Source organism: Rhizobium terrae (assembly GCF_003425685.1).
In the GTDB taxonomy this organism is placed as follows: domain Bacteria; phylum Pseudomonadota; class Alphaproteobacteria; order Rhizobiales; family Rhizobiaceae; genus Neorhizobium; species Neorhizobium terrae.
In genome coordinates, this window is sequence record NZ_QJKM01000008.1 from 269,122 (window position 1) to 289,948 (window position 20,827).

At 63.4% G+C, this 20,827-nt stretch carries 16 protein-coding genes; 6 read left to right on the plus strand and 10 right to left on the minus strand.

What is annotated here, in order from left to right:
• Positions 1-45: 45 nt before the first annotated feature.
• The 4 genes from DMO26_RS17125 (at position 46) to DMO26_RS17140 (ending at position 6,814) form a co-directional block, all read left to right on the plus strand.
• Positions 46-2,496, plus strand: a complete 2,451-nt coding sequence (locus tag DMO26_RS17125; RefSeq protein WP_117193353.1) for a GcvT family protein — start codon at positions 46-48, stop codon at positions 2,494-2,496.
• A complete protein-coding gene (locus tag DMO26_RS17130; protein ID WP_117193354.1) occupies positions 2,493-4,958 on the plus strand; it encodes a GcvT family protein in 2,466 nt (821 codons plus the stop codon). Before DMO26_RS17125 ends, DMO26_RS17130 begins: the two co-directional genes overlap by 4 nt.
• 217 nt (positions 4,959-5,175) lie before the next feature.
• A complete protein-coding gene (locus DMO26_RS17135; protein WP_117193355.1) occupies positions 5,176-6,405 on the plus strand; it encodes an aromatic ring-hydroxylating oxygenase subunit alpha in 1,230 nt (409 codons plus the stop codon).
• Positions 6,406-6,412: 7 nt separating this feature from the next.
• The gene (locus tag DMO26_RS17140) at positions 6,413-6,814 is read left to right on the plus strand and encodes a GFA family protein (protein ID WP_117193356.1); all 402 of its coding nucleotides are present in this window, start codon (positions 6,413-6,415) and stop codon (positions 6,812-6,814) included.
• Here the strand turns inward: DMO26_RS17140 and DMO26_RS17145 are convergent.
• The gene (locus DMO26_RS17145; protein WP_117193431.1) at positions 6,811-7,215 is read right to left on the minus strand and encodes a GNAT family N-acetyltransferase; all 405 of its coding nucleotides are present in this window, start codon (positions 7,213-7,215) and stop codon (positions 6,811-6,813) included. The two genes, DMO26_RS17140 and DMO26_RS17145, sit on opposite strands and share 4 nt — an antisense overlap.
• A gap of 179 nt (positions 7,216-7,394) precedes the next feature.
• On the opposite strand from DMO26_RS17145, the gene DMO26_RS17150 reads away from it, so the two are divergent.
• Entirely contained in the window at positions 7,395-7,631 is a 237-nt protein-coding gene (locus DMO26_RS17150) for a hypothetical protein (protein ID WP_117193357.1), read from the plus strand.
• 3 nt (positions 7,632-7,634) lie between these two features.
• On the opposite strand, the gene DMO26_RS17155 is transcribed toward DMO26_RS17150, so the two are convergent.
• The 5 genes from DMO26_RS17155 to DMO26_RS17175 form a co-directional block, all read right to left on the minus strand.
• Positions 7,635-8,420, minus strand: coding sequence for a carnitinyl-CoA dehydratase (locus tag DMO26_RS17155; RefSeq protein ID WP_117193358.1), 786 nt, complete (start codon positions 8,418-8,420; stop codon positions 7,635-7,637).
• Positions 8,417-10,483, minus strand: coding sequence for an acetate--CoA ligase family protein (locus DMO26_RS17160; RefSeq protein WP_117193359.1), 2,067 nt, complete (start codon positions 10,481-10,483; stop codon positions 8,417-8,419). The genes DMO26_RS17155 and DMO26_RS17160 overlap by 4 nt, the downstream gene beginning before the upstream one ends.
• 211 nt (positions 10,484-10,694) lie before the next feature.
• Entirely contained in the window at positions 10,695-11,855 is a 1,161-nt protein-coding gene (locus DMO26_RS17165) for an acyl-CoA dehydrogenase family protein (RefSeq protein WP_117193360.1), read from the minus strand.
• Between the two features lie 27 nt (positions 11,856-11,882).
• Complete coding sequence (locus tag DMO26_RS17170) at positions 11,883-13,373, minus strand: carnitine 3-dehydrogenase (protein ID WP_117193432.1); 1,491 nt, start codon at positions 13,371-13,373, stop codon at positions 11,883-11,885.
• Positions 13,374-13,378: 5 nt separating this feature from the next.
• The gene (locus tag DMO26_RS17175; protein WP_117193433.1) at positions 13,379-14,281 is read right to left on the minus strand and encodes a BKACE family enzyme; all 903 of its coding nucleotides are present in this window, start codon (positions 14,279-14,281) and stop codon (positions 13,379-13,381) included.
• A gap of 105 nt (positions 14,282-14,386) precedes the next feature.
• On the opposite strand from DMO26_RS17175, the gene DMO26_RS17180 reads away from it, so the two are divergent.
• Entirely contained in the window at positions 14,387-15,358 is a 972-nt protein-coding gene (locus DMO26_RS17180) for a GlxA family transcriptional regulator (protein ID WP_117193361.1), read from the plus strand.
• A 3-nt stretch (positions 15,359-15,361) separates the two neighbouring features.
• Here DMO26_RS17180 and DMO26_RS17185 read toward each other — a convergent pair whose 3' ends face one another.
• From DMO26_RS17185 to DMO26_RS17205, 4 genes are all read right to left on the minus strand, one after another.
• Positions 15,362-15,520 (minus strand): YqaE/Pmp3 family membrane protein, encoded by a 159-nt coding sequence (locus DMO26_RS17185; protein ID WP_117193362.1) that lies wholly within the window; start codon positions 15,518-15,520, stop codon positions 15,362-15,364.
• Positions 15,521-15,826: 306 nt separating this feature from the next.
• A complete protein-coding gene (locus DMO26_RS34400; RefSeq protein WP_226951324.1) occupies positions 15,827-18,208 on the minus strand; it encodes an acyl-CoA dehydrogenase in 2,382 nt (793 codons plus the stop codon).
• A gap of 174 nt (positions 18,209-18,382) precedes the next feature.
• Positions 18,383-19,225 (minus strand): p-hydroxycinnamoyl CoA hydratase/lyase, encoded by an 843-nt coding sequence (locus DMO26_RS17200; protein WP_117193363.1) that lies wholly within the window; start codon positions 19,223-19,225, stop codon positions 18,383-18,385.
• A 28-nt stretch (positions 19,226-19,253) separates the two neighbouring features.
• Positions 19,254-20,696, minus strand: coding sequence for an NAD-dependent succinate-semialdehyde dehydrogenase (locus tag DMO26_RS17205; RefSeq protein ID WP_117193364.1), 1,443 nt, complete (start codon positions 20,694-20,696; stop codon positions 19,254-19,256).
• Between the last annotated feature and the right edge of the window lie 131 nt (positions 20,697-20,827).

Below are 20,827 nucleotides of genomic sequence, written 5' to 3' on the forward strand. Positions count from 1 at the left end.
GATCAATTCCGCTGGAAAACTCTCTTCAAAATCAGGGGAGAGACGATGTCGGAATTGCCGGAACGGGCGCGCGTGGTGATCATCGGCGGGGGAGCGGTAGGCGCATCGTCGCTCTACCATCTCGCCAGGGCCGGTTGGACGGACTGTGTTCTCTTGGAGAAGAACGAGCTGACCGCCGGTTCCACCTGGCATGCCGCGGGCAATGTGCCGACCTTTTCCTCTTCCTGGTCGATCATGAACATGCAGCGGTATTCCGCCTCGCTCTATCGCGAGCTCGGGCGGCGCGTCGACTACCCGATGAACTACCACGTCACCGGCTCGATCCGGCTTGGACACAGCAACGAGCGGCTGAGGGAATTTAAGCGCGTCGTCGGCATGGGCCGTTACCAGGGCATGGATCTCGACATCCTTTCCCCCAGCGAGATACGGGCAAAATATCCCTTTCTCGAAACCCATGAACTGACCGGGGCGCTCTACGACCCCTATGACGGCGACATCGACCCGGCGCAGCTGACCCAGGCGCTGGCGAAAGGCGCCCGCGACATGGGCGCCAAGGTCATGCGCTTCTGTCCCGTCACGGCTGCGCGCCGGGAGAAGGGCGAGTGGATATTGACCACGCCGAAGGGCGAGATCGCTTGCGAATACGTGGTCAACGCCGCCGGTTATTATGCGCGCGAAGTGGGAAAACTCTTCGGCCGCGACGTGCCGATGATGGTGATGAGCCACCAATATATCCTGTTCGACGAAATCCCGGAGCTTGCCGCCTGGTCGAAGGAGGCCGGTCACAAGCTGCCGCTGCTGCGCGACGTCGACTCGTCCTATTATCTCCGGCAGGAGAAATACGGCATGAATCTTGGTCCCTATGAGCGCAACTGCCGCGCCCACTGGACGTCGGCGGACGATCCGATGCCGGAAGATTTTTCCTTCCAGCTTTTCCCCGACGATCTCGACCGGCTGGAATGGTATCTGAACGACGCCGTTTCCCGCGTGCCGATCCTCGGCACAGCCGGTCTGTCGCGCATCATCAACGGGCCGATCCCCTATGCGCCGGACGGCAATCCGCTGATCGGTCCGATGCCCGGCGTGCCGAACGCCTTCGAGGCCTGCGTCTTCACCTTCGGCATCTGCCAGGCCGGCGGCGCCGGCAAGGTCCTGGCCGAATGGGTGACGGAAGGCGAGACGGAATGGGACATGTGGAGCTGCGACCCGCGCCGCTATACGGCCTTCGCCTCCGATCCGGATTACTGCGTCGCCAAGGGCATGGAAATCTATGGCCATGAATATGCGATGCACTTCCCCAAGCATTACTGGCCGGCCGGACGTGGGAAGAAGCTCTCGCCGATCCATGACCGGATCGCCGCACTCGGCGCCCAGTTCAAGCCGTATAACGGCTGGGAACGTGCCATGTGGTACGCGAAACCCGGCGACGACACGTCCGAGGAAGCGACCCAGACCTGGAACCGCAAGGGACCTTGGAGCCCGCGCATCGAGGAAGAGTGTCTCGCCGTCCGCGATGCCGCCGGCATTCTCGACCTGCCGGGGTTTTCCCGTTATCGGGTCAAGGGACCGGGCGCCTCGGAATGGCTCTGCTCACTGATCACCGGCAAGGTGCCGAAACCTGGCCGAATCGGGCTTGCCTATTTCGCCGACGACATGGGCCGTATCGTCACGGAAATGTCGGTCGTGGCAATCGAGGCGGATTCCTTCTTCCTCATCACCGCCGCTGCCGCCCAATGGCACGATCTCGACTGGCTGAAAAAGCACCTGCCGGCCGATGCGGGCTTCGCCATCGAGGACGTCACGGAGCAGTTTTCCTGCCAGATCCTCTCCGGCCCGAAGAGCCGCGATATTCTTGCCGAACTCTGCGACGCCGACCTTTCGGCGGGCTGGCTCACCCACCAGCCGACCAGGATCGCCGGCCACTCCTGCCACCTGCTGCGCGTTTCCTTCGCGGGCGAACTCGGCTGGGAAATCCACACGAAGGTGGAGAATACCGCGCCGGTTTTCGACGCCGTCTGGGCGGCGGGGCAGAAACACGGCTTGAAGCCTTTCGGCATGGAGGCTCTCGACTGCCTCAGGATCGAAAAAGGTTACCGTGCCTGGAAGGGTGACCTTTCGACCGACTACACCGTATTGCAGGGCGGGCTCGAACGTTTCGTCGACTGGTCGAAGCCGGACTTCAAGGGCAAGGCGGCGCTCGCGGCGGAAAAACAGCAGGGCGTCAAAAAGCGCTTCGTCACGCTGACCGTGGAGGCCGCCGACTGCGATGCGCCCTACATGTCCACCCTATGGCATGGCGGCCAAGTGGTCGGCGAGACGACGTCCGGCAACTGGGGTTATCGCGTGGGCAAATCGCTGGCGCTCGGCATGCTGCGCGCCGATCTCGCCGAGCCCGGCACCGAACTCGAGATCGAGATTTTCGGCGACCGTTTCAAGGCGGTCGTACAGGCCGAACAGGCCCTCTGGGACCCGGCGAACGAGAGGATCCGCGCATGAAGGCGGTCCTTTTGAAAGCCATTCCCGCTAAAGCAAGCGCGGTCATCATCGGCGGCGGCGTTTCCGGCTGTTCCGTCGCCTACCACCTCGCCAAGCTCGGCTGGACGGACGTGGTGCTGCTGGAACGCAAGCAGCTCACCTCCGGCACGACCTGGCATGCGGCCGGCCTGATCGGCCAGTTGCGCGGCAGCCAGAACATGACCCGGCTCGCCAAATATTCCCGCGATCTCTACGTGCAGCTCGAAACCGAGACCGGCATCGCCACCGGCATGAAGCAGAACGGCTCGATGACCGTGGCGCTGACGGAAGAGCGGAAAGAGGAAATCTACCGCCAGGCCTCGCTCGCCCGTGCCTTCAACATCGACGTGCGGGAGATTTCGCCGGAGGAGGCGAAGGCGCTCTACCCGCATCTCAACATCGGCGACATCAAGGCCGCCGTCCACCTGCCGCTCGACGGCCAGTGCGACCCGGCCAATATCGCCATGGCGCTCGCCAAGGGCGCCCGTCAGAACGGCGCGACGATCATCGAGGGCGTCAAGGTCACTGAAGTCGTCACCAAGGATGGCCGCGTCACGGGCGTCGCCTGTGAGCAGAACGGCGAGCGATATGTCATCGAGACCGAAAACGTCGTCAACTGCGCCGGCATGTGGGGGCGCGATCTCGCCGCCCAATCCGGTGTCACCGTGCCGCTGCATGCCTGCGAGCACTTTTATATCGTCACCGAACCGATCTCCGGCCTGACCCAGCTCCCGGTGCTGCGCGTGCCGGACGAATGCGCCTATTACAAGGAGGATGCCGGCAAGATGCTGGTCGGCGCCTTCGAGCCGGTGGCAAAGCCCTGGCCGCCGGCCGGTGAGAAAATCCGCGAGGATTTCTGCTTCGACCAGTTGCCGGAGGATTTCGACCACTTTCAGCCGATCCTGGAAATGGCGATCAACCGCATGCCGATGCTGGAGACCGCCGGCATCCACACGTTCTTCAACGGCCCGGAGAGCTTCACTCCGGATGATCGCTATTATCTCGGCGAGGCGCCGGAGCTGAAGGGCTACTGGGTGGCGGCCGGTTACAATTCGATCGGCATCGTCTCCTCCGGCGGCGCCGGCATGGCGCTGGCGCAGTGGATGAACGACGGCGAGCCGCCCTTCGACCTCTGGGAAGTGGATATCCGCCGCGCCCAGCCCTTCCAGAAGAACCGGCTTTATCTCAAGGAGCGCGTCACCGAGACGCTCGGCCTGCTTTACGCCGACCATTTTCCCTATCGCCAGATGGCGACGGCGCGCGGGGTGCGCCGCTCGCCGATCCACGAGCATCTGAAGGCACGCGGCGCCGTGTTCGGCGAAGTGGCCGGCTGGGAACGCGCCAACTGGTTTGCGAGATCGGATCAGGAACGCGAATACCGCTACAGCTGGCAGCGGCAGAACTGGTTCGAAAACCAGCGCGACGAACACATGGCGGTGCGCACCGGCGCCGGCCTGTTCGACATGACCTCGTTCGGGAAAATCCGCGTCGAGGGTCGCGATGCGGCGGCTTTCCTCAACCGCCTCTGCGCCAACCAGATCGACGTGCCGGCCGGCCGCATCGTCTATACCCAGATGCTGAACCAAAAGGGCGGCATCGAAAGCGACCTCACGGTCACACGGCTTTCCGAAACCGCCTTCCTGCTCGTCGTGCCCGGCGCCACGCTGCAACGCGACCTGGCCTGGCTGCGAAAGAACCTCCGCGACGAGTTCGTCGTCATCACCGATGTCACCGCCGCCGAAAGCGTGCTCTGCCTGATGGGTCCGAAATCGCGCGAATTGCTCCAGAAGATCAGCCCAAACGACTTTTCCAATACGGCGCATCCCTTCGGCACGGCCCGCGAGATCGAGATCGGCATGGGGCTGGCCCGCGCCCATCGCGTCACCTATGTCGGCGAACTCGGCTGGGAGCTTTATGTGTCGATCGAGCAGACGGCGCATGTCTTCGAGGTGCTGGAACAGGCGGGCGCGGATATTGGCATCAAACTCTGCGGCATCCATACGCTGGATTCTTGCCGCATCGAAAAAGCCTTTCGCCATTTCGGCCACGACATCACCGATGAGGACCACGTGCTCGAAGCCGGCCTCGGTTTCGCCGTCAAGATCGATAAGGGTGATTTCCTCGGCCGCGATGCGGTGCTGCGGAAACAGGAGACCGGCCTCGACCGCCGGCTGGTGCAGTTCAGGTTGACTGATCCCGAACCGCTCATCTTCCACAACGAGGCCGTGGTCCGCGACGGAAAGATCGTCGGAACGATCACGTCCGGCAATTACGGCCATTTCCTCGGCGGCGCGATCGGGCTGGGCTATGTGCCGTGCCAGGGCGAGAGCGCGGCGGATGTGCTGGCATCGACCTATGAGATTGAAATCGCCGGCCGACGGGTGAAGGCGGAGGCATCGCTTTCCCCCATGTACGACCCGAAGGCCGAGCGGGTGCGGATGTAAACTGCCTTCATCGGCTTTGCCGAGCGAGACTGCCCCTCACCCTAACCCTCTCCCCGCATGCGGGGAGAGGGAACCTGCCATGCTCAACGTCCAAGTTGAGGCGAAAAGAGCGCCGCGCGTCTCCTTCGCCCCGCGTGCGGGGAGAAGGTGCCCGGCAGGGCGGATGAGGGGCATCTTGAATAGACGGCCGAAACCCCGACCAAAAGGAGACCAAATCATGCTGGCATCCGATCCGAAAACCAACCCTGCCACCGGCGATCGCATCGACCAACTCATCGCCGAACACCGCCCCGGCCATGGCCTCGCTCGCCCGTTCTACCACGACCCCGACATTTTCGAACGGGATATGGCCCGCGTCTTCTTCCGCCACTGGCACTGCCTGGCGCATGAAAGCGTCATCTCCAATCTCAACGATTTCGAACTCTTCAAGCTCGGCGCCGAACAGGTGATCCTTACCCGCGCCGGCGACGGCTCGATCCACGCGATGCTGAACGTCTGCCGCCATCGCGGCGCCGAGGTCTGCACGCAGGAGAAGGGCAATGCCAGGGCTTTCGTCTGTCCTTACCACGCCTGGACGTTTGCCAACGACGGCCGGCTGAAGGCGGCACGGCTGATGCCGAAGGATTTCAAGCGTGAAGACCACGGGCTGAAGAAGCTCCACGTCCGCGTCGTCGAAGGCCTCGTCTTCATTTCCTTTGCGGACAATCCGCTCGACTTCTCCGAAGTGGAGAACCTATTGCACGCCACCTGCGGACAATATGGCTGGGCCTCCGCCAAGGTCGCGCACCGTCAGAATTACCCGCTCGACGCCAACTGGAAGCTCGCGATCGAAAACTATGTCGAGTGTTATCACTGCGGCCCGGCACATCCGGAATATTCCGAGACCCATGCGCTGGAACAGCCGCTGCACATGATCGAGGAACTGAACGCCAGGATGGAGGAGCGCACCTGCGCTTTAGGCATCGAGGTCGGCTCCGGCAATCACTGGCAGACCTCGCGGGAAGGCCGCGAGGCGATCCATGCCTTTCGTTACGCACTTTATGACGGGGTGAAGACCGGCAGCAAGGACGGCCAGCCGCTCGCCCCGCTGATGGGCCGCTTCTCCGATTTCGACGGCGGCGTCACCTCCATCCACCTCGGCGGCACGAGCTTCCTCGTCTGTTATGCCGACCACGGCATGATCTACCGCTTCATCCCGAAGACGGTCGACACCTGCGAGATGGAGCTGATCTGGCTGGTCGATGCCGGGGCGGAGGAAGGCCGCGACTACGATCTCGAAAAGCTCACCTGGCTCTGGAAGGTAACGACCGACGAGGACAAGGCGATCATCGAACATACTGCCCGCGGCGTGGTCTCGCGTTTCTTCGTGCCCGGTCCGATCGCCCCTATGGAACAGAACGAATTGCGCTATATCGGCTGGTATCTGGACGAGATCAGCCGGGCATGAGGGGCAGATGAAGAGATTGTCGGGTAAGTGCTTTTGCGGCGCGGTGGAATATGCCGTCGAGGATGCCTTCGTCTACGCCGCCATCTGCCATTGTTCGAATTGCCGCCGCACCACCGGCTCGGCCTTCAAGCCCTTTGCCGGCATCCCGCGCGAAAAACTTGCGCTGACCAAAGGCGCCGATAACCTGCTGATCTATGGCGGCCCGGACAATCACGATGCCCATTGCCGTGCCTGCGGTTCGCTTCTTTATTCGCTGGTACGCGAGGCCGCCTGGGTGCATGTGGCGATGGGCACGCTGGTGGATGCACCGGCCATCCGGCCGACCCACCACATCTTCGTCGGCTCGAAGGCGCCGTGGTACGAGATCACCGACGATCTGCCGCAATACGAGGGGCACAAGAGCGCTTAGGCCCTGGTCGCCAGCGCCTTCAGCCTTTCGCCTTCGAGCCGGTAGAAGATGCGGTCTTCCTTCCGGTCGCCCCCGAGACCGTCATAGAAACGCAGCAGCCGTTCGTTGGCGCGCGCCGCCGTCCAGTCGATCCGGCCGAAGCCGCGCTCGACCGCCAGCGCAGCAAGCCGGCACATCAGCATCGTGCCGATATCCCGGCCGCGCTCGGAATTCGAGACATACAGTTCTTTCAGGAAGAAGCCAGGTTTCAGGCCTGGGCCCGGATAGATGGCGGCAAAGGCCGCAAAGGCGACGATGCGATCGGTCGCGACGACGAGGATTTGTGTTTCCGGCGGGCGGCCGAGGAGACCGGCCACGATCGCATCGTGCGATGGGCAGAAGACGCCGTAGTAGGCCTGCATCTCCTCAAAGAGTGAAGCGAGTTCCGTGGCATCGGCGGCTGTGAAAAAGCGGATGTCCAATTGTCGTCTCCCGGCTGAAGCCGCTCGATATCCAGTTGAAGGAAATTGTGCGAGGAATTGCGCGTCACCGTTGACTTCCCCTGCCGTATGAACAAAATGGGAACATTAAGGGGGATTCCATGTCCAAATCCGAAAAATTCATCGTCCTGCCATTCAAGAAGGTGCGGGGCACGATTGCCCCGGGAGAGATGCGGGCCGCATCCAACGCCGCATCAGCCGAAAAGATTGCAAGAGCAATGGCCGAGCGGTTCGCCGGAGTGGCCGCCTATTCCGTTCAGGTGGACATGGAAAGCGGCGACATGTCCGATCCCAAGGTTCTGTGGCAATCAGGCGAGATCGCCGATATCGCGGCGTGACAGCTATTTCCCCTTCCAGACCGGATCCCGCTTTTCCGCGAAGGCACGTGCGCCTTCGAGCTGGTCTTCGCTGGAATAAAGCACGTCGATCGTCTTGAGTTGCCGGCGGGTGATGCGGTTCATGGTCGTCTGGAACTTTTCACCTTCCGCCTCCCGCACCACTTCCTTGATCGCCGCATAGACGAGCGGCGGGCCGCTTTCGAGCAGCCGCGCCAGCTCCCAGGCGCGTGCCATCAGCCTGTCCGCCGGCAGGATTTCGTTGACGAAACCCCAGCGATGCGCCTCCTGCACGTCGAGCCAGCGACCGGTGAGCAGCATATCCATGGCGATGTGATAGGGAATGCGTTTCGGCAGCTTGATCGAGGCGGCATCCGCCACCGTTCCTGAGCGGATTTCCGGCAGGGCGAAGGTTGCATGTTCGGCCGCCAGGATGAGGTCGGTTGAAAGCGCGATCTCCAGCCCGCCGCCGCAGCAGATGCCGTTGACGGCCGAAATGATCGGCTTGTTCAGGTCACGCAATTCCTGCATGCCGCCGAACCCGCCGACGCCGTAATCGCCGTCCACGGCGTCGCCGGCCGCCGCTGCTTTCAGATCCCAGCCCGGGCAGAAGAATTTTTCGCCGGCACCGGTGATGATGGCGACGCGCAGCACCTCGTCGTCGCGAAAATCGCGAAAGATTTCGCCCATGATGCGCGAGGTGACGAGATCGATCGCGTTGGCCTTAGGCCTGTCGATGGTGACTTCGAGAATGCCGCCCTCACGGCGGGTCTTGATGGGTTGATCGGTCACGATATCCTCCTTTTCACCAGGGCATCGACCGCCACGGCACCCTCGCCTTCCGGCAGCACCAGGACCGGGTTGATATCCAGCTCCTCGATTTCATCCGCGTTTGCAACGAGATAGGCGGCGACCGCCGCGACAGCCTGTTCCAGCGCTGCGATATCGCCCCTCGGTGCGCCGCGATAGCCGTCGAGCAGCTTCTTCACCTTCAGACCAGATATCGCGGCCGAGATCGTCTCCGGCGAGGCCGGCAGGGTGATCAGCGCGGAATCGTCCAGAAGCTCGACCAGGATGCCGCCGGCGCCGACAGTCATCACCAGGCCCGCGACGGGATCGCGCATCGCGCCGATGATGATCTCCGCCACCGGCCGGCCGGCCATCTTCTCGACCAGATAACCGTTTGCGGTGCCGGCCATTGCCTGCGCGGCGGCAACGACTTCCCCGGCAGTCCGCAGATTGAGTTTCACGGCGCCCGCTTCCGTCTTGTGGGCGATGCCGCGGCCCTTCAGCGCCACCGGAAAGCCGAGTTTTTCCGCCGCCGGTCCGGTATCCTCGGGGTCGATCTCCACCAGACCCGGCGGCACGGCCAAGCCGAAGGCGGAAAGCTCGCGCTTTGCCTCGTCCTCGTTGAGCGTCACGGCCTCCGCTGAACCGGGCGCCGTCCTGAGAAGCGGCTCGGGCGCAGGAGCTTTCCAGGCCGCGCCGATGAAGGCCGCGGTCTCGGTGGCGGCGAGCGCTTCCTCGATGCCGTAAAAAGGCACGACGCCATCGCGCATCAACTGCTCGGCCACCTGTTCCGGCAGGTTTTCCGCCATGCTGGAAACGATGCCTGCATTGGCGCCGGTCGCCTTGCGGGCCGCGACGACCGAGTTGACAGTTGTCAACCAGTCGGTCGCGTCGCAGCGGTCGAGGCGGGGGAAATCGAGCACGACGAGGTTCAGCGCGTAACCGCCCTGCATCATGGCGGTGAAGGCGGCCGTCTGTTTGTCGCCGTTGCCCCAGACGAAGGTGTGGTAGTCGAGCGGATTGGCGAGCGTCACCATCGGGCCGAGCGTTTCGCGCAGCGGCTTCAACTGCTCTTCCCTGAGCGGCGGATACGAAATCCTCCGCTTCACGCCGGCATCGGCCATCAGCGAAGCTTCGCCGCCGGAGCAGCTCATGGAGGAGATGTCGGCGTTTTGCAGCGGGCCGTAAAGATGCAGCAGTTTCAGGGTTTCCAGGAGTTCCGGCAGGGTCTCGACGCGGCCGATGCCGAGACGCTCCAGCAGCGCGGAGGAGACGCGATCGTTGCCGGCCAGCGAGGCGGTATGCGAGATGGTCGCGAGCTGTGCTGCTTCCGATTTGCCGACCTTCAGCATGGCGACCGGCTTTTTCAGGCGGCGGGAAAGACCGGCCAGCCGCTCCAGCGTTTCGAGACTGTCGAAGCCTTCCACATGCAGGCCGATCGCCGTGACGCGGGAATCCTGGATGACGGTGCACGCGAGTTCTGCAAGCCCCGTCTGGGCCTGGTTGCCGGCAGTCATCAGATAAGCGAGCGGCAGGCCGCGGCTCTGCATGGAAATATTGCAGGCTATGTTGGAGGATTGTGTCAGCACCGCCACGCCCCGGTCCACCCGCAGCATGCCGTGCTGGTCTGGCCACATCAGCGCGCCATCCAGCATGTTGATGAAGCCGTAGCAATTCGGTCCGAGGATCGGCATGTCGCCGGCGGCCTCGACCAACGCCGCCTGCAGCGCGTCGCCATCCGCAAGCTCGCTTGCCGCTTCACGGAAACCGGAGGCGTAGCATACCGCCCCGCCTGCCCCGCGGGCGGCAAGCTCGCGGATGATCTCGATCGTCAGCTGCCGGTTGACGCCGACGAAGGAGGCATCCGGTGCGGCGGGCAGGTCGGCCACGGAGCGGTAGCATTTCCGGCCGAGAATTTCGTCGTTCTTCGGGTGGACGGGCCAGATTTCGCCTGCAAAACCCATCTTGTCGCATTGCTCGATGACGCGACGAGCCTCCTTGCCGCCGAACACGGCGATGGTTTTCGGGCGGGTGAGGCGGTCGAGGGAACGAGGAGTATTCGTCATGCCGATACCCCCCTCTGCCCTGCCGGGCATCTCCCCCACAAGGGGGGAGATTGGATGGAGCGTCGTCCCGCTCTCGTCTTACGTATCAGGTTGAGAAACCGGCTAACGAGGGACGTAGCAAGCGCTTCTTGCCGATCTCCCCCCTTGTGGGGGAGATGCCCGGCAGGGCAGAGGGGGGTAATTCCGGCCGATGACAGGCGTTTGTGCATCCTCACGCCCCTAGCGGCCGCAGAAGCTCGCGGCTGATGATGTGCCGCTGGATTTCCGACGTGCCGTCCCAGATGCGCTCCACCCGGGCGTCGCGCCAGAACCGCGCCAGCGGCAGGTCGTCCATCAGCCCCATGCCGCCGAAAATCTGGATCGCCTCATCCGTGACTCGCGCCAGCATTTCGGTCGCGAAAACCTTGGCCGAAGCGATCTCGCGGTTCGAAGGCAGGCCTTGGTCGAGCCGCCAGGCGGCCGACAGCGTCAGCAGGTCGGCGGCGTCGATCTCGGTGATCATGTCGGCAAGCTTGAAGGAAACGCCCTGGTTGGCGCCGATCGGCTTGCCGAACTGTTTTCGCTCGGCGGCGTAGTTCAGCGCATAGTCGAAAGCCCGCCGCGCCCGGCCGACCGAGGTGGCGGCGACGGTGAGCCGCGTCGCGTACAGCCAGTCGTTGGCGATGTCGAACCCCTTGTGCACGTCGCCGAGGATCTGTGTCGACGGGAGGCGGCATTCGTCAAAGGTCAGGATGCAGTTCTTGTAGCCGCGATGCGAGACGGAATTGTAACCCTCGCGGATTTCGAAACCGGGCGTGCCACGGTCGACGAGGAAGCAGGTGATCAGTTTTTTCGGTCCGCGCGGCGTTTCTTCTTCGCCCGTGGCGATGAAGACGATGACGAAATCGGCGATATTGGCGTGGGAGATGAAATGCTTGGTGCCGTTGACGACCCAGTCGTCGCCTTGCTTGCGGGCAAAACACTTCATGCCGCGCACGTCGGAGCCCGCATCCGGTTCGGTCATGGCGAGCGCATCGAACTTTTCGCCCTTTACTGCCGGAAAAAGGTACTTTTCGCGCTGCTCGTCATCGCAGGCCATCAGGATGCCGGAGGGGCGGCCGAAGAAGACGGTGAGCGCCATGGAGCCTCGGCCAAGTTCGCGCTCCACCAGCGTGAAGGACGTGTGGTCGAGGCCGGCGCCGCCGACTCCCTCCGGAAAATTGCAGCCGAAGAAACCGATCTCCCGGCATTTGCGAGCGATTTCCTGGCCGAGTTCGGGCGGCACGATGCCGGTGCGTTCCACCTCGTTTTCGTACGGATAGATTTCCGTCTCGACGAAATCGCGGACGGTTTTGACGATCATCTCCTGCTCGTCGGTCAATCCGAAATTCATGACTTCCCTCCCGTCCCCGGCTTCAGATCAGCGCTTCTGTCCCACTGACCGCCCTGCCCCTTCCGGTGTCGGCAAGTCCGCATGCGCGTCGATCAGCGGCTGCAGCCTGCCCATCACCTCCACCCCCGGCGCCACCGCTGTGCTCTCGGCCGAGGCCACATGCAGCATCAGATGCTCGCAGGTCGCGAGCAATACCCCGTCAGCAGCTCGCGTCAGCGACATGAAGCTCTGCAGCTTCTTGCCATCGGACGAAGGCAATATCTGTGCGGTGACCGTGAGGAGATCGCCGAGCCTGGCTTCGTCGAGCAGCCGCGTATGGGTCTCGACCGTGTAATAGCTGTTGCCGGCCGCGACATAATCCATATCGACGCCGATCAGGCGCAGGAGTGCGTCGCTGGCATCCGCGAAGCATTGCGCATAACGGTACTCGGTCATGTGGCCGTTGTAATCGATCCAGGACGGGTGGACCTTGACCTGCAGGAGGCCGAGCGGCTCCCTGCCCGGCTTGGCGGCTTGTTTCGGCGCGTTCTTCCAGAGATGCCTTTCGAATTCGGCCAGGATCTTGCCCGCGCCCCAGCCCTTGCCCGCATCGCCCGCCTTCAGGGCCTGCATGATGCCGACGAGGTTTTCGTCGCGGATGCGTTCCAGCTCGCGGATGCCGTGGGCGCCGGATTGCGCGTCGGACTGGCCGGCGATCTTCTCGACGAGCGCGTCGTCGAGATCGACCACGTCCGTCAACTTCGTCCAGGGCCACGAGAGGCATGGGCCGAACTGTGCCAGGAAGTGGCGCATGCCCGCCTCGCCGCCGGCAATGCGATAGGTCTCGAACATGCCCATCTGCGCCCAGCGCATGCCGAAGGAATAGCGGATCACGTCATCCAGCGTTTCCGTGTCGCAGATATCGTCATGGATCAGCCACAGGCCCTCGCGCCAGACGGCTTCCAACAGGCGGTCGCCGACGAAAGCTTCGATCTCCTTCTTGATGATGACGCCCTTCATGCCGATCGGCGCGAGTTTTTCCTGTGCGGTCTTCAGCGTTCCGGCGGACGTCTTTTGGCCGCCGACCAGTTCGGCGAGCGGCAGGAGATAGACGGGGTTGTAGGGATGGGCGACGAACATGCGCTCCGGATATTTCATGTCGCGCTGGAGGTCGGTCGGCATCAGGCCGGAAGTGGAGGAGCCGATCAGTGCTTTCGGATCGGCAGCGGCGTCTATCTGGGTGATGACATTGCGCTTCAGTTCCAGCCGCTCCGGCACGCTTTCCTGGATCCAGTCGGCGCCTTGGACCGCCTCTTCGACGGTCCTGCAGAAGGTGAGCTTCCCCCTGGGCGGCAGCGGCGCCATGGTGAGTATGCCATAGGCGCGCTCCGCATTCGCCAGCACTTCGCCGACGATCCGCTCCGCCTCGGGATGCGGATCGAACATGTTGACGTCGATGCCGGCGAGCAGGAAGCGCGCCGCCCAGGCGCCGCCGATGACGCCGCCGCCGATGCAGGCTGCTTTTTCTATTTTGCTCATGGCGATCACCGCTTCGTCAGCTTGAGTTTTTCACGCACAGCAGCCGGGCCGACGATCTTGGCGCCCATGCCCTCGATCACGCCGACCGCCTTCTCCACGAGCTGGGCGTTGGTCGCCAACTGCCCCTTGCCGGCATAGAGATTGTCCTCCAGCCCGATGCGGACATTGCCGCCGGCAAGCACCGCTGCGGCCGGATAGGCGAGCGCGTTGCGGCCGATCGAGAAGGCGGAGAACGTCCAATGTTTCGGCACGTTATTGACCATGGCCATGAAGGTGTTGAGGTCGTCGGGCGCGCCCCAGGGAATGCCCATGCAGAGCTGGATCAAGACGGGATCCTCGATCAGCCCCTCTTCCACGAGTTGCTTGGCGAACCAGAGGTGGCCGGTATCGAAAGCCTCGATCTCGGGGCGTACGCCAAGCGCGGTCATCTGCCGCGCCATCTCGCGCAGCATGGAGGGCGTGTTGGTCATCACGTAGTCGCCGAGGGAGAAGTTCATCGTGCCGCAATCGAGCGTGCATATCTCCGGCAGGCATTCGGCGACATGCGCGACACGCTCGGTGGCGCCGGCCATGTCAGTACCATTCGGATTGACCGGGAAAGGCGCCTCGACATTGCCGAACACGAGGTCGCCGCCCATGCCGGCGGTGAGGTTCAGCACCACGTCGATATCCGCCGAACGGATGCGGTCGGTGACTTCTCTGTAGAGATCGAGCCCGCGGGCGGCAGCTCCTGTTTCCGGGTTGCGCACATGGCAGTGGACGACGGCGGCGCCGGCTTTGGCGGCATCGATTGCCGACTCGGCGATCTGTTTCGGCGTGACCGGCACGTAGCTCGACTTGGCCGTGGTATCGCCCGCGCCGGTGACGGCACAGGTAATGAAGACCTCGCGATTCATCTCGAGCGGCATGTTCCTCTCCTTGTTCGTTTTCACCATTACGAACTGGAAGGGCCGGGAATGCTTTTCATTCTCAGCACCATTCTATACACTGGCGGAAGCGGAGGCGCTGATTGCATGGCCGAGAATTTCTCTCAGACGCAGCATTTCGACATTCTGGTGCTGCCGGAGATCAACCTCATTCTCGCTGCCTCCGTCATCGAACCCCTGCGCGCCGCAAACCGCATTGCGGGGCGGGAGCTCTACCGCTGGACGCTCCATTCGCCGGATGGGCAGCCGATCGACACCAAGGCCGGCATTCCCATTCCCGTCAGCGGCGCCTTCCGGCCGGGACGGGAGAGCGATCCGCTTTTCGTGCTTGCGAGCTACAACTGGAAGCGGCATGCCACCCGTGAGCTGAAATTCCAGCTTTCCCAGACGGCGCGGCACCGGGCGTCGATAGCTGGCATCGAGGCAGGCTCCTTCATCCTGGCCGATACGAGCCTGCTCGACGGCTTCTCGGCCACCACCCATTGGGAAGACTTCGAGGACTTTTCGGCCGCCTATCCGCAGGTCAACATGGTGCGCGAACGCTTCGTCATCGACGGCAAGCGGATCACCACCGGCGGCTCGCTGCCGACGCTCGACCTGATGCTGGAACTGATCCGCCGCGCCCACGGATATTCTCTGGCGCTGGAGGTCTCGCGGCTGTTCATCTACGAGCAGGAACGCACCCGCGGCGACCTCCTGCAGGTGCCAGCGATCGGCAACATGCGGATCGCCGATGCCCGCGTGCAGGCGGCGGTGAAATTGATGGAGGAAACGGTGGAGGCGCCCCTATCGCTGACTCGACTGGCGAAGCGGGTGGGAGTCAGCGCCCGCCATCTGCAAGACCTGTTCAACGAAGTCATGGGAGTTGCGCCGCACGAACACTACCTGGCTCTGCGATTGAATGCCGCGCGTCGGAAAGTGATCGAAACACGGGCGACATTTGCCGACATCGCCGCCGCCACCGGCTTCAACTCGGCCTCCGCCTTTTCCCGCAGCTACCGCGCGCATTACCGCGAAAGCCCGAGCGACACGCGACGACGGCTGAAGCTGAAAGCGTGACGCCTACTTCTTCAGGATCACCCATAGCGCATGCACGATGCCCGGCAGCCAGCCGCAGAGCGTGAGCAGAATGTTCAGCCAGAAATGCAGGCCGAGGCCTACCTGAAAGAACACGCCGAGCGGCGGAAGGATGAAAGCAAGCAGGATACGGATGATGTCCAATGCATGTTCTCCGGGGTTGTGGGCATCTGGCCGGATAACGTGTTTGGAAGCGATATGGTTTCAGTACCGCGAAGGTATTGATCAGACCTCGATGGCGAATTGGTCGCAGAGCCGGATATACATCTCGATTAGCGCTTCCTGCTTGGGTTGCATGGCGGCGGATATCCCGCAGGAACCTGCGGTCACAACAAGTGCGAATAACAAACCAACAATTTGACGGTGAAGGAACCATGTCGGCATACTAGCATTTTCCCCGCGCCCAAAAGGCCGCCGCTGTCGTCAAGGTTAAATCCTCCGGCCCGAGCGTTACCGCAGCAGCGTCTTCGCGATGATCTCCAGCTGGATTTCGTTGCTGCCGCCGAAAATGCTCTGGGAGCGGGAATTGAAATAGATGGCCGACGCCACCTTGCGTTCCTCGTCTATCTCGCTCTCCTCAGCCAGTTCGTGCAGCGGGCGATGTTCTTCCCAGCGCAGCGCATCCGGACCGAGAATCGAGGCGGCGAGTTCGGCGATTGACTGGCGGATGCGGCTGCGCTCGATCTTCATCGTCGAGGACGGCACCGAGCCCGGATTGCCGCCGGCCTGCACCTTGGACATGGCGGCAAGCTCCAGCATGTCGTTGGCATCCACATCCGTGGCGATCTCGGCGAAGCGGGCCGCAAACAGCGGGTCGCTGATCATCTTTCGCCCGTCCGGCAGCGGTTCTGAGGCGAGGCGGTGGAGGCGGGTCAGAAGGGCGCGCAACACGCCGCCGGCGAAAGCGCCGCCGCGCTCGAATTCGAGCAGGTATTTGGCAATGTCCCAGCCCTCGCCTTCCGCGCCGATACGGTCGGAGACAGGGACGTTCACGTCGTCGAAGAAGACCTGGTTGAATTCATGCGTGCCGCAGATCGAGCGGATCGGCCGGATGGTGACGCCCGGCGATTTCAGGTCGATCAGGATGAAGGTGATGCCTACCTGTTTTTTGCCGGTGTCGGCGGTGCGCACCAGGGCGAACATGCGGGTGGCGTGATGGGCGAGCGTCGACCAGATCTTCGAGCCGTTGACGATGTAGTGATTGCCTTCGAGCACTGCCTTGGTCTTCAGCGAGGCGAGGTCGGAACCGGAGCCGGGTTCGGAATAACCCTGCGCCCAAAGATCCTCGCCGTTCAGGATGCGCGGCAGGTAGAATGCTTTCTGCTCGTCCGTGCCGTAACGCATCAGCACGGGGGCGATCATCTTGATCGAGGCGCCGCGGAAATGCGGTTCGCCGGCCCGTTCGCATTCCTGGTCGAAAATATAGCGCTCGGCGAGCGTCCAGCCGGTGCCGCCATATCGTTTCGGCCAGGAAGGGGCGACCCAGCCCTTTTCATTGAGCTTCGACTGCCATTTCAGGCCGATGGTGGGGTCGGCGAGGAAACTCGGGTTGAGGCGTTCGGCCCGCTTCAGGTCGTCGTCGAGGTGAGCGTCGAGGAAGGTCCGCACCTCGTTGCGGAAACGGACCTCGCCTTCGCTCATCCGCAGGTTCATGCCTTCCGCCAGCTCTGGCCGGTCGGTATCCGGGACGCGCAGCAGGCTTCCGGAAAGCACCTCGGTGTCGCGGACGATCTCGCCATAGCGTTTCAGGTGGCCGGCGGTGGTGCCGAACGTGTTCTCGATCGCGTAGAGCCGGCGGAACCAGGCGCCGATCGGCATTTCCTCCGAAAAGCCCATGGCGCCGTGAAGCTGGATTGCCTCCTGCGCGACGAAGCGGGAGACCTTGCCGATCTTGGCGCGGGCGCCGGAGACGCCGCGGATGCGTATCGTGGGCGACGCATCGGCGGAAAGCGTGGCGAGAAGCGCGGAGGCGCGCGCCTCCTGACATTTCACCGCCATCTCGGCCATACGATGCTGCAGCGCCTGAAAGGCAGCGAGCGGCTTGCCGAACTGCACGCGTTCTCTGGTGTAGGCGACCGTCGCGTCCATCAGCGCATCCATGATGCCGACGGCTTCGGACGCGAGTGCGGCATTGGCGCGGTCTTGAGCCGCCTCGATTTCGGCGAGCGTGTTGCCGCCGTCGAAGAGCGCGGAAGCCGGGACGGAGACATTGGAGAGGGAAAGGTCGCAGGCGCGGGTGCCGTCGACGAGTTTGGCGGTCTTGCGGGTGAGGCCGGCGGCATCGGCCGGCACGGCGAAGAGGCGGATGCCGCCGTCGAGCTTGGCGGAGACGAGGAAGATGTCCGCGGCCGCGCCGCCGGGCACCAGCGGCTTTTCGCCGGACAGTGTGTAGCCATCAGCCGTCTTCACGGCGGTGGCGGAGATGTCGGCAAGGTCGAAGCCGGTCTGTTTTTCCGTGTGGGCCAGCGCCGGGCGGGATGTGCCGGCGATCAGCGGCGCAAGAATTTCGGCCTTCTGCTCTTCTGTGCCGAGCTTTTCGACGAGGCTGCCGGCGAGGATGACGGAGGCGAGGTAGGGTTCGACCACCAGCGCCCGGCCGATCGCCTCCATGATCAGCGAGATTTCCACCGTGCCGCCGCCGAGGCCGCCATTTTCTTCCGAGAAAGGCAGAGCCAGCCAGCCGAGATCGGCCATCTCCGACCAGATCGCGGCATCGATGCCGTCATCGGAGGCGAGGACTTTGGCCCGATTTTCGAAGTCGTAGCGGTCCTTGAGGAAGCGGTCGGCGCTTTCCTTCAGAAGGAGCTGCTCGTCCGAATAGTCCAGGTCCATGATGGTGTCTCGTGGTTGGATGCGCGCCCTTCTCCCCCCTTGCGGGGGAGATGTCAGCGGAGCTGACAGAGGGAGGTGGCTCAGCGAACTCTACGAACGAGGAGGATGTGGAACCACCCCCTCTGTCGCCTCTGGCGACATCTCCCCCCGGCAAGGGGGGAGAGGGAGTTTGCTTCACCCTTCGCGCTTGTAGGCGCCATGTCCCGGGCGATAGGTCTTCGTATCCAGGAACTGCGACAGGCCTTTTTCGCGGCCTTTTTCCGGATCGACAAAGGTGGTCTGGTCGGCCTTGGCCGTGAGGTATTCCGCCGACTCCTCCCACGTCATCTCGCGCACGTATTTGTACGCCATGCGGGCCTGACGCAGCACGGTGGGGTTCTTTTCCAAGAGGACGCGGGCGATCTCCACGGTACGTTCGCGGAGCTTCTCGGCCGGCACGGCCTCGTTCACGAGACCCAGCTGTTCGGCCATCTTGCCGCCGAACTTTTCGCCGGTCATGACGTAATACATGGCCTTGCGGTCGTTCATCAGCGTCGAGATCGCCTTGGAGACGACGCCGCCGGGGATGACGCCCCAGTTGATTTCCGAGAGGCCGAAGACGGCGTCTTCGGATGCGATCGCGAGATCGCAGCAGATCAGCGGAGTGAAGGCGCCGCCGAAGCACCAGCCGTTGACCATGGCGATGGTCGGCTTGGCATAATGCATGAGAAGACGCCACTGCCACGCGCGGGTGGAGCGGTAGGCACGCATGCGGCGGACGTCCGAGACGCCGTCGGTGGCGCGGAAGAAGTCCTTCAAGTCCATGCCGGCGGAGAAGGCTTCGCCCTCTCCGGTGAGGATGATGACGCCGGCGCGGTCGTCGACCTCAAGCTCGTCCAGCACGCGGATCATGTCTTCCGCGAGCCCTACGCTCATGGCGTTGCGCTTGTCCGGGCGGTTGAGCTTCACCCAGGCGATGCCGTCTTCGAATTCGACCTTGACGTTCTCGCCGCCGATGTCGCTTGTTTCAATGGCCATGATAATGCTCCTGAAAGGCTCTTTCGCCTTACGATTGGCTGGTGAACTTGGTGACGAGATAGGCTTCCATGCCTTCCGATCCGCCTTCGGAGCCGTAGCCGCTCTGCTTAACGCCGCCGAACGGAGTCTCGGTCATGGAGATCGCATTGTTGTTGATGCCGACCATGCCGGCCTCGATCGCGTCGCTCACCATCGCGGCGGTCTTGGCGGACTGGGTGAAGGCATAGGAAGCAAGCCCGTAAGGCAGGCGGTTCGCCTCACCGATCACTTCCTCGAACGATGAGAAGCGGGCGGTGACGGCGACCGGGCCGAAAGGCTCCTCGTTCATGATGATCGCATCCTGCGGCACGTCGGCGAGAACCGTCGGCTGGAAGAAGTAGCCGCGATTGCTGCCACGCTCGCCGCCGGTGGCGATTTTCGCGCCGCGGCTGACCGCATCGGCCACCATGCGTTCCATGGAGGGCACGCGGCGGCTGTTGGCGAGCGGTCCCATCTGTTTTTCCGGATCGAGGCCGTCGCCGACCTTCAGCGCCGCGGCCGCCTTGGCGAAACCGTCGACGAACCTGTCGTGGACGCTGTCATGCACGTAGAAACGGGTCGGCGAGATGCACACCTGGCCGGCATTGCGATATTTCGCATGCACCATGACGCGGATGGCGTGATCGATATCGGCGTCTTCGAAGATCAGCACCGGCGCATGGCCGCCGAGTTCCATCGTCGCCCGCTTGACGCCCGCCTGCGCCGCGAGCACGGCGAGCTGCTTGCCGACATTGGTGGAGCCGGTGAAAGTGATCTTGCGGATGCCGTCCGAGGCGATCAGGTGTTCGGAGACTTCCGCCGGCTTGCCGTGGACGACGTTCAGGACGCCGTTCGGCAGGCCCGCGTCCTGCAGCGCACGGGCGATTTCCAGCACGGTCGAAGGCGTTTCCTCGGATGGCTTGATGACCATGGTGCAGCCGGTGGCGAGCGCCGCCGAAATCTTGCGCGCCGGGATGACGCCCGGAAAATTCCAGGGCGTGAAGCCGGCAACGGGCCCGACCGGCTCCTTCGTGACGAACCAGCGGGCGCCGGGCAGGCGCGACGGGATAACGCGGCCATAGGTGCGGCGGCCCTCGTCGGCGGTCCAGTCGAGAATATCGGCTGAGATATGGACTTCCGGAACCGCCTCGCCGATCGGCTTGCCCTGGTCGAGCGTCATGCGGCGACCGATCTCGGCGGCGCGCTCGCGCAGGATGTCGGCAGCCTTGCGGATGATTTTCGCGCGATCGTAGGCGGTGGTGACGCGCCAGGTCTTGAAGGCGCGGGAGGCGGCGCTCACCGCCCGGTCGAGGTCTTCGGCCGTCGCATGCGGCAGGGCGCCGATCGGCTCGCCGGTCGCGGGATTGATGACGTCCTCGGTGGTGCGGCCTTGCGTGCCGATCCACTCGCCATCGATGAAAAGCTTCAGTTCGCCATAGGATTGGGTCTGCATCACGGTTTCCTCCCTCGCGACGGACAAATAAAATGCGGAGCACTGTAAGCCCCTCACCCCGCCTCCGCTTCGCTCGGCGCACCCTCTCCCCGTAAACGGGGCGAGGGGGAACGGCTGTCGGCGCGGCACAT